The organism is Polyangium sp. y55x31 (assembly GCF_029946505.1).
Classification (GTDB): Bacteria; Myxococcota_A; Polyangia; order Polyangiales; family Polyangiaceae; genus Polyangium.
On the sequence record NZ_JARZHG010000036.1, the window covers coordinates 82,152 to 94,542 of the forward strand.

Consider the following 12,391-nt stretch of genomic DNA (forward strand, 5'->3'; position numbering starts at 1 on the left):
CATGCCTGTCCTCGCAACACCCCGAAGGCTCTCGGTCTGGCTCTCGTTCGTCATCGCGCTCCTCGCGATCGTGCTCTTCGGCTGCTCGAAGAAGGAGGAGGGCGGCCCGCCCGCGGGCGGCAAGGGGAAGATGGCGTTCCCCGTCGAGATCGCGCCCGTCCCCGGCGAGCGCGTCGAGTACACCGTCACCGCGGTCGGCACCGTCGACGCGTACGAGCGCGTGCAGGTCACGGCGCGTGTCTCCGGCGTGATCGAGCACGTGCGGTTCGCCGAGGGTGACGTCGTCAAGAAGGGCCAGGTCCTGGTCGAGATCGACCCGGCGCGCTTCAACCTCGCCGTCCGCAGCGCCAAGGCCACGCTCGAGCGCGCGCAAGCGTCCGCGGCGGAGGCCAAGCAAAACCTCGAACGGCGGGAAAACGCGGGCGCCGACGGCGCGGGTGTCTTCTCGAAGGAAGACATCGACGGCTGGCGGACGCGCGCGCGCACCGGAGCCGCGCAGGTCGCCGAGGCCCGCGCCGCGCTCGACGAGGCGAACCTGAACCTGCGCGACGCGTACGTGCGAGCGCCCATCGAGGGCAAGATGCAGACGCGTACGGTCCAGACCGGCCAGTTCGTCCAGCCAGGCACGGTGCTCGGCACCGTCCTTCGCCGCGATCCGCTCCTGCTTCGTTTCCCCGTCCCCGAGGCCGACGCGCCGCGCCTCTCGGCCGGCATGAACGTCTCGTTCAGGGTCACGGGCATCGAGCACGACTTCACCGCGAAGATCACGCTCGTCGCGGACGCCGCGGATCCTGCGACGCGGATGGTCCCGATCGTCGCGGAGGTCGCCGACGAGAAAAAAGACACGCTCCGGCCCGGCGCGTTCGCCGACGTCACGGTGCGCGTCGGCGCGACCGAGAACGCGCCCGTCATCCCGCAGACCGCGATTCGTCCGAGCGAAAAGGGATTTCTCGCGTTCGTCGTGGAGAACAACGTCGCGCACGAACGCGTGCTCACGCTCGGCATGCGCACGGCCGATGGACGCGTCGAGGTACGCAAGGGCTTGAACCCCGGCGAGATGCTCGTCGTGCGTGGCGCCGAACCTCTGCGTGACGGCACCACGGTGCGCGTCGCGCCGCCGGGGCAAGGGCCCGGCAAAGGACCGCCCGGGGCATCCAGCGCGGCTCAGCCTCCGGCGACCACGAGCGCGCCTTCCGAAGGCGTCGGCGCGCCTTCGAAGGGAGGGAGCGCGCCATGAGCCTGACCGAAGCGTGCCTGCGCAAGCCCGTCCTTGCGTGGATGATGATGCTCGCGACGATCGTCTTCGGCATCGTCGCCGCGACCCGCATCGGCATCAGCCAGTTCCCCGACGTCGACTTCCCGACCATCAACGTCAACGTCACCTGGGAAGGCGCCGCGCCCGAGGCCGTCGAGCACGACATCGTCGAGCAGATCGAGGAGGCCGTCGTCCAGGTCGAGGGCGTCAAATCCCTCACCTCCTCCTCACGCCAGGGCGGCGCCTCGATCACGATCGAGCTCGATCTTTCGCGCAACGTCGACGCCGCGCTCCAGGACGTGCAGGCCAAGGTCTCGCAGGCCCAGTCGCGCCTGCCGCGTGACATCGACCCGCCCGTCATCTCCAAGTCGAACCCCGAGGACCAGCCCATCATGTGGGTGGGTTTGTCGGGGCCGTTCTCGCCCCAGACCCTCGCCGACTACGCGCGTTACCGCGTCAAGGAGAAGCTCCAGACCGTGCCGGGGATCGGCGAGGTCATGCTGGGCGGCTACCTCGAGCGCAACGTGCGCGTCTGGTTCGACGCCGACAAACTCGCGGCCAAATCGCTCACCGTCACGGACGTGATCGCGGCCTTGCGTCGCGAGCACGTGGAGCTGCCGGCGGGGCGCCTGGAGACCACGGGCCGCGAGGTCAACGTGCGTGTCCTCGGTGAGGCGCTCGACCTCGACACGCTTCGCCGCATCGTCGTGCGCGAGCAGGCGGGCGTCCCGACGTACATCGAGGACGTCGCGATCATCGAGGACGGCTTCGAGGACGTGCGGCGCATGTCGCGCGTGAACGGCCAGCCCGCGCAGGGCATGGGCATCAAGAAGCAACGCGGCTCGAACGCGGTCGCGGTGGCGAACGGCGTGAAGGGCATGCTCGACGAGATCCGGAAGACCTTGCCCGAGGGCATGGAGCTCCAGATCAACTTCGACTCGACGCGCTTCATCGAGCAGTCCGTCCACGAGATCGAGCTCGAACTCATCCTCGCGGTCGCGCTCACGGCCCTCGTCTGCTGGCTCTTCCTCGGCTCCCTCTCCAGCACGCTCAACGTGATCCTGGCGATCCCGATGAGCCTGCTCGGGACGATCGCGGCGATCTACTTCCTCGGCTTCACGCTGAACACCTTCACGTTGCTCGGCCTCTCGCTCGCCGTCGGCATCGTCGTCGACGACGCGATCATGGTGCTCGAGAACATCTTCCGGCACGCCGAGCAGGGCAAAGATCGCGTGCGGGCCGCGCGCGAGGGCACGGCCGAGATCACCTTCGCCGCGCTCGCCGCCACGGTCGCCGTCATCGCGATCTTCATCCCCGTCATCTTCATGGAAGGCGTGATGGGGCGCTTCTTCCTCCAGTTCGGCGTGACGCTCTGCATCGCCGTGGCCCTCTCGTACGTCGAGGCCATCACGCTCGCGCCCGCGCGCTGCGCGCAGCTCCTCACGACCTCGCGCGAGGGCCGCAGCAAGATCGGCATCTTCGTCGATCACGCCTTCGACAAACTCTCCGCCGGCTACGGATGGCTCCTCGCGCGGGGCCTCAAGTTCCCCTCGCTCGTGCTCGTCGCATCCGTGGGCCTCTTCGTGGGCGCGGTCTTCGCGTTCCAGGCGCTGCCCGGCGAGTTCGTCCCTTCGCAGGATCAGAGCCGCCTCATGGTCCGGCTCACGACCGCCGTCGGCTCCGACATCCGCGAGACCGACAAGATCGTCACGAAGGCCGAGACCATCGTGAACAACGCGCCCGAGGTGGCGCGCACGCTCGTGGTCGTCGGCGGCTTCGGCACCGGCGCCGTGAACAGCGGCATGATCTTCGTGACGCTCAAGCCCCGGAGCGAGCGCAAGGCGACGCAGAACGAGTTCGCCGCCGTCCTGCGCAAGGAGCTCAACTCCATACCGGGCGTACGCGCCATCGTGCAGGACCTCTCGCAGTCGGGCTTCACCGCGTCGCGTGGCTTCCCCGTCGAGTTCTCGATCCGCGGTCCCGAGTGGGGTGAGCTCGTCTCGCACAGCGAGCGCATCAAGGCGGAGCTGCAGGCGGCGGGCCTCGTCGTCGACCTCGACTCCGACTACCAGCTCGGCATGCCCGAGCTACGGATCGTGCCCGATCGCGCGCGCGCCGCGGATCTCGGCATCTCCGTCGAGGAGATCGCGACGACCCTGAACGCGCTCGTCGGCGGCACGCGTGTCGGCAAGTACAGCGCGGGCGGCAGGCGCGTCGACGTGCGCATGCGCCTGCTCGCCGATCAGCGCTCGCGGCCCGAGGATCTCTCGCGGCTCAAGATCCGCGCGAAGACCGGCGAGCTCGTGCCGCTCTCGACGCTCGTGAAGTACGAGGAGCAGCCTGCGCTCCAGGCGATCACGCGCCGCGATCGCGAACGCGCGATCACGCTCTTCGGCAACGTCGCGCCGGGCAAGTCGCAGAGCGAGGCCCTCGCGCTCGTGGAGAAGCTCGGCAAGGACGTACCGACCGGCTACCACGTGGTGCTCGGCGGCGCGTCGGTCGCGTTCCGCGAATCCATGGGCGGCCTCGTCTTCGCGCTGATCCTCGGGATCATCGTCGCGTACATGGTGCTCGCGTCGCAGTTCAACTCGTTCCTGCACCCGGTCACCGTGCTGACGATCCTCCCGCTCTCCGTCGCGGGCGCCGCGTTCGCGCTGCTCCTCATGAAGCAGACGCTCAACATCTTCAGCATGATCGGGATCGTCCTCTTGATGGGGATCGTGAAGAAAAACTCGATCATCCTGGTCGATTACGCGACCGAGCTCCGAAACCACGGCAAGAACGCCTTCGATGCGATGCTCGAAGCGGGCCCGGTTCGTCTCCGGCCCATCCTGATGACATCCATCGCGACCCTGATGGCGGCGGTCCCCTCGGCGCTCGCGCTCGGCGAAGGCAGCGAGGTGCGCGCGCCCATGGCGATCGCGGTCATCGGCGGCCTCGTGATCTCCACGGGCCTGAGCCTCCTCGTGGTGCCGGCGTTTTACGTCGTCGCCGACCGCATCGCGGCGCGCCTCGCGCGCTTCCGTCGCGCGTCCTCGCCGCCGCTCGCCGAGCCGGTCCCGCCTCCGCCTCACGCTTGACGCGACGAGTCTCGGGTGGAGACTCCACCGACCAACTCGTGCTTGCGCCCTCCCGTCCCGGCAGAAAATTGGATCGAGGCTGTTGCCGTTTGGGAGGCTCGGCTTTAGGTGCGCCGCGAGGACTTCATGCTGCAAAGACCATTCCGCAGCCTGGACGGTGGGGGGTTCGCCTCGGGCGACACGAACGTGCACAAACCGCTACGCGCCGGGCTTGCTTCTTCTGCACATCGTGTAGGATTGGCGCATGCCGACTGCTGGGGCCCGAGGGAGTCACGCTGCCGCGATCCGAGGGACGATCGCGCCGTGCACACTCGGCGCCGGGGCAAACGCGGCGCTCCCTTCGCGCCTCGCCCCTCAACACCCACCGGCAACCTTCTTCTCTTGCCTCCGGGGCAAGGTTCCCTGGAAAATCTGAAAAATCGGCTTTCGGGAGATGAACGATGAGCGCCAAGAACCGACCTCACGCCCCGGCCGTCGCTGTTGCCCCTCGCGAAGCGGCGTTTCAGGATGCAGTGGTCCTCGTTCGTGAACCCTTCGTCATCGACCGAGCGGTGGCCATGCAGGCCATCCGCTACACGAAGGAGCTCTTGTCGGGCTCTTTCGGGCCGAACACACAACGCGAGTCCGTGCCATCCTCCAACCCGTCGACTTCGAGGCGACGGACTGCGAGCGGCCGCTAGAACTTCCGAAGCGGTCCGCGCGTCGACGTAGCGCTGGGACCGAATGTACATCCTTCACCTGTCGGATCTTCACGTCACGGAGCCCGGGCAAACGCTCGACGACGTGTGGATGCACCCGGCGCAAGCGCTGGGGACGCTGCACCCGGCCCCCTTCGACTTCGTCGTCGTCAGCGGTGATCTCACGCAGCGCGGGAGCGCCGCGGAGTACGACGAGCTGCTCGAATTCGCCGAGCACCGCGTCCTGCCGCTCGTCGTGAACCGCGAGCGCGCGCGTGTCGTGTTCGTTCCGGGCAACCACGACGTCGACTGGGGCGCCGACATCGGCGAGCCCGTGCGCGTGACCTCGCTGCGCACCGCGCACGACTTCGACCTCCTCGAGCAGGAGATGCAGCGGCTCAAGCGCTCGCCGGACCTCTCGGATCTGCGCATCGACGTGGGCCGCTACGGTCACCTCGACCTCGTCAAGCTGCGGGCGGGCGCGGAGTACAACAAGCGCTTCGCGAACGTCCAGCGTTTCTTCGACCGATTTTACGGCGAGTCCTTGGATGGTCGCGGCCGCGCCTTCGATCTTCTCGACCCGAACGAACGCGAGCACTGGTCGGCCCACGTCTTCCCCCAGGAGAAGGTCGCGTTTTTCGGCTTCAACTCCTGCCACCGGAACGACAAGTACTGGACCGGCGCCGCCATCTCCACGCGCGCCGTCTCCGCCGCGCGCGACTTCGCGAACGGCCTGGATCGCGACACGCTGCGCGTCGCCGTTTGGCATCATGGCTTCACCAGCGAACGCGGGCGCCCCGACTACCTTACGCTGCAGGACGTCGGCACCCTCTACGCCGCGGGCTTCCGCATCGGCTTCCACGGCCACACGCACCAGGAGAGCTCGAAGCTCGTCGAGCTCTTCAAGAGCCGCTTCGTCATCATCTCCACGGGATCTCTCGGCTCGGCCGCGCACGAGCGTCCCGGCGCCGTGGGCAACCAGTTCTCGGTCGTGCGGCTCAGCCCGAGCACGGTCAGCGTCGAGGTGTACGAGCGCGATGGCGAGGCCGGCGAGTACGCGCTCGAACCGAAGCGCAAGTACTTCGAGGTGAACTGGGAGCCCGTCGCGCAGGCCGAGCGCTTCGTGAAGGCCCGCGAGCACACGCGGATCTGGAGCGTCGGGGACGACGGCATCGCGCTCGTCGAGGTGGAGCTGCGTGACTTCGTGGCGCCCATCGAGACGCCGATCGCCGTGCTCGAACCGCCCTACAACAACGTCCAGGCCGAGCCGCGCGCGACCACGTGGCGCGGCCGCCGCGAGGTGAAGGAAGAGCCGCTCGGCGGGGGGCGCGTGCGCTTCATGTTGCAAGGCGCCGACAAGACCGAGCGGTACCTCACGTGGAGCTACCACCTCTCGAACGCCGTCGCGCTCACGCAGGCCGAGCTGAACCTGCTGGAAAAACGCGACCGTTGGTACCCCAACTTGATCGACGGCTACGACGTCCGCTCGCACGTGGTCCGCTTCGAATCGGACCACCTCACGCTCGCGCTCGTGTTCGCGGAGAGCTCGGGCGCGACGATCGAGGACGCGTATCCCATGGTCGAGCGCTGCTACGAGCAGTTCGGCGAGGAGCGCTGGGAGCCGGTGGAGTTCGAGCAGGAGCGGTGCCGCTCGCACTTCATCGTGGGCAAGACGCACGTGGAGCTCAAGATCCCGGGGCCGATCGTGGGCTACCGGTACTCGCTCGCGTATCGCCCCGGAGGCGCCGGCAAGGAATATCCCGAGGCCGCGAAGTGGACCGCGCGCGCGCTGCTCGAGCGCTGCTGCGGCAAGCCGATGTCGAACATCTCGCTCTCGGCGAAGCTCACGGAGGCCGTTGGCAACTCGATCTACAAGATCGCCACGTCCTCGCCGTGGGGCGTGCAGACGGCGCCGATCGTGCGGAGCGGACTGCTCTCGGAGCGCGGGTCGTGGATGGGCATGATCTGGGACGCGAACTTGCGCGTGCTCTGCCCGGCGTTCGGCCAGTTCTGGCCGCAGTCCTGGGCCGCGCGCTTCACCTGCGGCAGCGGCGTCGCGGGCCACGCCTTCCGCTTCAACATCGCGGCGGCCTGGCATCGCGACGCGCACGCGACGACGAGCATCATCTACCAGCCGAGCCCGGATCATCACCGCCTCTTCGCGCGGCACTACCGCTGGATCCTGTGCTTCCCGCTCCGGCTCGCGCCGGAGGAGGAGTCGTCGCTCGGCGTCGTATGTCTCGCGAGCGAGGAGGAGAACACGCAGGTCGAGCGCGCGCTCGGCCACCTCGCCCGCGCGATCTGCACCGAGACGATGGATCCCGAGGCCACGAAGCTCCGCCTCATGCTCCAGACCGTCATCAACGCCGTGTTCTGGACGTGCGTGACCGATCCGAACCACGGGCTCAGCGAGAGCGAGGGTCGCTACGCGCGCCACGTGCTGAACGCGCTGCTCTCGTCGGCGACCGATTAACCCACGAGCAACAAGTATCCGATCGCCACGACCATCGAGACGATCGTCACGGGCAAACCGGCGCGGAGGTACGTGACGAACCCGATCTCGTCTTCGGCGTGCGCGGCCTCGACGACGATGATGTTCGCGACGGAGCCGAGCAGCGTGAGGTTTCCGGCGAGCGTCGTGGCGATCGCCGTCACGGTCCAGGCGAGCGTGGGATCGGGCAGCGTGCGGATCATCGGCTCGGCGAGCAGGATGAAGGGCACGTTGCTCACGATCTGACAGCCGAGCGTGAACATCGCGGAGAGCGCGGCCATGGCGGCGCCGCGACCTTCCGGGATGAACGGCCGCGCCGCGGCGAGGGCCTCGTCGACGAGCCCCGTGCGCTGGAACGCGGCGGCCACGATGAAGAGCGCGCCGAAGAAGACGAGCACGGTCCACGTGACGCCGGAGAAGAGCGACCCTGGATCACGCCTCCGAAGGACGAGCAACGCCGCCGCGCCCGTGAGCGCGGCGAAGGCGAGGTTCGCGCCGGCGAGGAAGGCGATCGAGACGCCGAGGATCACGACGAGCGCGAGCTTGAGCTCACTCGAAGATTGAGGTTTGACGGGTGCGTCCGCGTCGATCGACGTTGCCCCCGTGGGTCGGAGTTTCTTCCGGAAGAGCAAGTGCAGCGTCGCCGCCGTCACGAGCAGCGCGAGGAACCCGGCCGGCCCTCCGCGCATCAGGTAACTCCGGTACGACAGACCCGATAGATGCGCGACGAGCATGTTTTGCGGGTTTCCTGCGAGCGTCATCGCGCTGCCCGCGTTCGCCCCCATCGCCAGCGCGAGCAGGTACGGCACGCGCGGCAGGCCCGCCTTCCGCGCCGTCGCGTCCACCACGGGCGCGAAGAGCACGCAGACCGGATCGTTCACCAGCACGGCCGAGAGCAGGCCCGAGGCGATCGTCGTGCCGTACAGGAGGCCCACCGGCGAGGGCTTCCGATCGAGCAGGAACGACGCCGCCATCTCGAAAAACCCGGCCTCCGCGAGCGCGGCCGAGAGCAACATCATCCCGAGCAGGAGCCCGATCGTGTTTGGTTCGACCGCGGCGAACGCGGCCTTCGCGTCGATGCCCCAGCGCGGCTCGATCGCGGCGAGCACGACCATCAGGCACGCGCCTGCGAGCGCGCCCGCGGGCCTTCCGATCGGGAGCAGCGACAGGCGCCGGAAGGCGATGAGCGCGTAGGTCGCGACGAACACGACGAGCGTGGGTAGGTGCGTCATGCGGATGCTTTCGTGTTCTTCGGCGAGGCTTTCACGAGGAGCAAGAGCAGCAAAGCTCCCACGAGCGCGACCGCGCCCGCGGCGGCGAACGCGACGGGCGCGGAGGCGCGCTCATAGGCGAGCCCGAAGAGGACGTTCGCGAGCAGCACCGCGGCTCCCTCGATCGCGAGCTGGTAGCCGAACGCACGGCCGCGGATCGACGCCGGCACGAGCTCGGCGAGCAACGCGCGTTGTCCGCCTTCGGCGAGGCCGTAGTGCGCCGCGTAGAGCCCGAGCCAGACCCAGGCCCCGATCCACGACGTCGCGAATCCGAACCCGACGTACGTGATCCCGTAGAGCACCCACGACAGCGCGAGCACGCGCTTTCGCCCGTACCGATCGGAGGCGCGTCCCCCGGGCACGTTGAGCAGCCCTTTGCCGAACTGGAGCGAGATCCACACGATCGGCACGAACGCCGGCGAGAGGCCGAGGTCGGACATGCGCCGCAGGAGAAAGAGATCTCCCGAGCACGCCAGCGAAAACACGAACAGCGCCGCGAGGTATCGCCACGCCTCGGCCGGGATCTTCGTCGGTCCGGCGTTCGCCGCGGCCTGCTTCGTCGGCCCCTCGTCCTCGCGCGGCGTGGCCGCGTCGAGCGCTGGATCCCGCACGAACAGGAGCACCACCAGCACCGCTGCGAGCCCCGGCACGACCGCGAGCGCGAAGACCGTTCGCAGCGGCAGGTGCAGGCCCCAGAGCAGCAAGAACGCGAGGATCGGCCCGAGCACGCCGCCGAAGTTGTCCATCATCCGGTGGAAGCCGAACGCGTGCCCGCGCTGCCCCTCCGGCACCGCGCCCGCCACCATCGCGTCGCGCGGCGGCCCTCGCATGCCCTTTCCGACCCGATCGATCGCGCGGATCAGCACCGCGTGCAGCGGTGCGCTCACGACCGCGAAGAGTGGCCGCGTCAGCGCGGCGAGGCCGTAGCCGAGGGCGATGAGGGGTTTACGCCGTCGAGGCTCGTCCGAGAGCCTGCCCGACACGACCTTCATCGACGTCGCCACGAGCTCGGCGACCCCCTCGAACCACCCGAGCCAGAGTGGCCCTCCGCCGATCTGGCGCAAAAGCTCGGGCACGAGCGGGTAAATCATGTCCGACGCCGCGTCCGTCAGCAGTGACACCCAGCCGAGTGCGACCACCGTGGCGGGCAGCTTCTTCGGGGCTTCTTCCTGACGGAGAGGGGGCGCGGTGGTCACGGGTTGGTTTGCAGCGTCGGGAGTGTGCTCGAAAGCGGAGCGTGACGGCTCGGTGTATGAAAAAGCAACCGAGCGAGCGGCTCTTCGGGTTTGTCCTTCTGGACCCTTTGCAAGGGCGTACGGGCGCCCCCGACCTTGTCACACCCTTGGCCTTACGCTACGTAAGTCGTCCCCCGGAGATCCCGAGGTCCTGGGAGCTGCTGGGGGATGCTATACACGTCCACGTAAACGCAGAGGAGTGCGAGATGTACGTCCCCGACACGGTGATACGGCCTCGACTCGAGATTCTGGCGAAGGCCCCGGTGCCGACGCAGACGGGATTGTTCGAGATGATCGTGTTCCGGTACGGAGAGCAGACCGCCGAGAGCGGGCTCTCCCCGGATCATGTGGCGCTGGTGATGGGCGACGTGCGGGGGCGGTCCTCCGTCCTCGTCCGGGTGCACTCGGAGTGCCTGACGAGCGAGGTCTTCGGCTCCTTGAAATGCGATTGCCGCGGCCAGCTCGAGGCAGCGCAGGCCGAGATCGCGCGGCGGGGGCAGGGCGTCGTCGTGTACCTGCGCCAGGAGGGCCGGGGCATCGGCCTCTCGAACAAGATCCGGGCGTACGACCTGCAGGCGCGGGGGCACGACACCGTGGACGCGAATCGGCTGCTCGGGCTGCCCGACGACGCGCGGGATTACGCGCCGGCCGCGGCGATGCTGGAGCACCTCGGCGTGGCCTCGATCCAGCTCATGACGAACAATCCGCTCAAGGTGCAGGCGCTCAGGCAGCTCGGCACGCGGGTCGAGGCGCGCGAGCCCTCGATTGTCGAGACGAACCCGTTCAGCCAGGGCTACCTGGAGGCGAAGCGGGTGCGGATGGGGCACTCGCTGCCGCCGCTCGATGCGGCGCTGCTCGCCCCCGCCGAGAACATCGACGCCGAGTGACGCTCATCCGCCGGGCTTTTTGGCCGAGGTCGCCTTGAGCCGCGCCTTGAGCCTCGAGGCGTAGCCCTCTTTGTTCTCCTGCTTCACGCGGGCGATGGCGAGCGCGTCGTCGGGCACGTCGCGCGTGACCGTCGTGCCCGTGGCCACGTACGCGCCCACGCCGATGCGCACCGGCGCGACGATCTGCGAATCGCTGCCGACGAACGCGCCCGCGCCGATCTCGGTGCGGTGCTTCTTGAACCCGTCGTAATTGCAGAAAATGGTCCCGGCGCCGATGTTCGCGCCTTCGCCGATGTCGCCGTCGCCGAGATACGCGAGGTGATTGGCCTTGGCCCCGCGGCGGACCACGGTCTTCTTCGTCTCGACGAAATTGCCGATGTGCGCCTCGGCCTCGATGCGGCTCTCCGGGCGCAGGTGCGAGAACGGTCCGATCTGCGCATTCTCGCCGATCGTCGAATCATTCGCGATCGAATACGGTTTTACCACGGCCGACGGCGCGACCTCCACGTCCGTCAGCACCGAGCCCACGTCGATCTTCGCATTCGCGCCGATGCGGGTTTTTCCGCGCAGCACCACGTAATGCTCGATCACCGCGTCCGGCTCGACGACCACCGTCGCGTCGATGCGCGCCGTCGCCCGCACCGTCGCGCCCGCGCGCCGGATCCGGTCCGCGATGCGCCCGTAGAGAATGTCCTCCGCCGCGGCGAGCTGCGCCCGATCGTTCACGCCCACGAGCGCGGCCGCGCTCTCGGCCCGCACGGAGGCGACGCCGCCCGCGTTCGCCCCGACGGCCACGATGTCCGTCAAATAAAGTTCGCCCTGCGCATTGTTCGGCAAAAGCCCCGCCACCGATTCTCGCAAAAAGCCCGCCCGCGCCACGTACACGCCCGTATTGACCTCGCGCACGCGCCTTTCCTCTTCCGTCGCGTCCCGATGCTCCCGCACGGCGAAAATCTTTCCCTCGGCGTCGCGCAGCACGCGCCCGTACCCCGTCGGATCCTCGGTCATCGCCGTCAGCATCGCGAGCGGCGCGCCGCCCTCGATCGAGCCCGCGAGCCGCACGAGCTCGGCCGGATCGAGCAGCGGCGTATCCCCGCAGAGCACGAGCACGCGCTCGGCCGAGGGATCCAGCGCCGGCAGGGCCGATCGCACCGCGTCCCCGGTCCCGCGCTGGGCTTCCTGCACCGCCGTCCGCACGCGATCGCCGAACGCCTTCGTGAGATGCGCGGCGAGCTCGTCCCGGCCATACCCCACGACGACCACGACGTCCCCGCACCCTGCGGCGAGCGCGGCTTCGATGGCGTAGTCGACCATCGGCCGGCCGCAGAGCGGGTGGAGCACCTTGGGCTTCGTGCTCTTCATGCGCGTGCCTTGCCCGGCGGCGAGGACGATGGCGGTGAGGGAAGGGGAGGCGTGGTTCGTCATCGGCGCCGAAACTAGCACGGCCGCCCGAGACCCCCCAGCGATCGGCGAAACGCCCCCGAAACGCCCGCTG

7 protein-coding genes are annotated in these 12,391 nt (G+C 68.7%); 4 read left to right on the plus strand and 3 right to left on the minus strand.

All coding sequences use genetic code 11. The annotated features are described in order from the left end of the window. The first annotated feature begins 1 nt into the window (after position 1). The 3 genes from QHF84_RS39685 (at position 2) to QHF84_RS39695 (ending at position 7,485) form a co-directional block, all read left to right on the plus strand. Positions 2-1,237, plus strand: coding sequence for an efflux RND transporter periplasmic adaptor subunit (locus QHF84_RS39685; RefSeq protein ID WP_281318769.1), 1,236 nt, complete (start codon positions 2-4; stop codon positions 1,235-1,237). After that, on the plus strand, positions 1,234-4,335 hold the full coding sequence (locus tag QHF84_RS39690) for an efflux RND transporter permease subunit (protein WP_281318770.1): 3,102 nt from the start codon (positions 1,234-1,236) through the stop codon (positions 4,333-4,335). The genes QHF84_RS39685 and QHF84_RS39690 overlap by 4 nt, the downstream gene beginning before the upstream one ends. 723 nt (positions 4,336-5,058) lie before the next feature. Further along, positions 5,059-7,485 carry a metallophosphoesterase gene (locus QHF84_RS39695; RefSeq protein ID WP_281318771.1) on the plus strand — a complete coding sequence of 809 codons (2,427 nt, stop codon included), beginning with the start codon at positions 5,059-5,061 and terminating at the stop codon, positions 7,483-7,485. Here QHF84_RS39695 and QHF84_RS39700 read toward each other — a convergent pair. After that, positions 7,482-8,735, minus strand: a complete 1,254-nt coding sequence (locus tag QHF84_RS39700; protein ID WP_281318772.1) for an SLC13 family permease — start codon at positions 8,733-8,735, stop codon at positions 7,482-7,484. The two genes, QHF84_RS39695 and QHF84_RS39700, sit on opposite strands and share 4 nt — an antisense overlap. Continuing rightward, entirely contained in the window at positions 8,732-9,970 is a 1,239-nt protein-coding gene (locus QHF84_RS39705) for an MFS transporter (protein ID WP_281318773.1), read from the minus strand. The genes QHF84_RS39700 and QHF84_RS39705 overlap by 4 nt, the downstream gene beginning before the upstream one ends. A gap of 245 nt (positions 9,971-10,215) precedes the next feature. On the opposite strand from QHF84_RS39705, the gene ribA reads away from it, so the two are divergent. After that, positions 10,216-10,896, plus strand: a complete 681-nt coding sequence (gene ribA, locus QHF84_RS39710) for a GTP cyclohydrolase II (RefSeq protein WP_281318774.1) — start codon at positions 10,216-10,218, stop codon at positions 10,894-10,896. 3 nt (positions 10,897-10,899) lie between these two features. Here the strand turns inward: ribA and glmU are convergent, their stop codons facing one another. After that, positions 10,900-12,321, minus strand: a complete 1,422-nt coding sequence (gene glmU / locus QHF84_RS39715) for a bifunctional UDP-N-acetylglucosamine diphosphorylase/glucosamine-1-phosphate N-acetyltransferase GlmU (protein ID WP_281318775.1) — start codon at positions 12,319-12,321, stop codon at positions 10,900-10,902. Between the last annotated feature and the right edge of the window lie 70 nt (positions 12,322-12,391).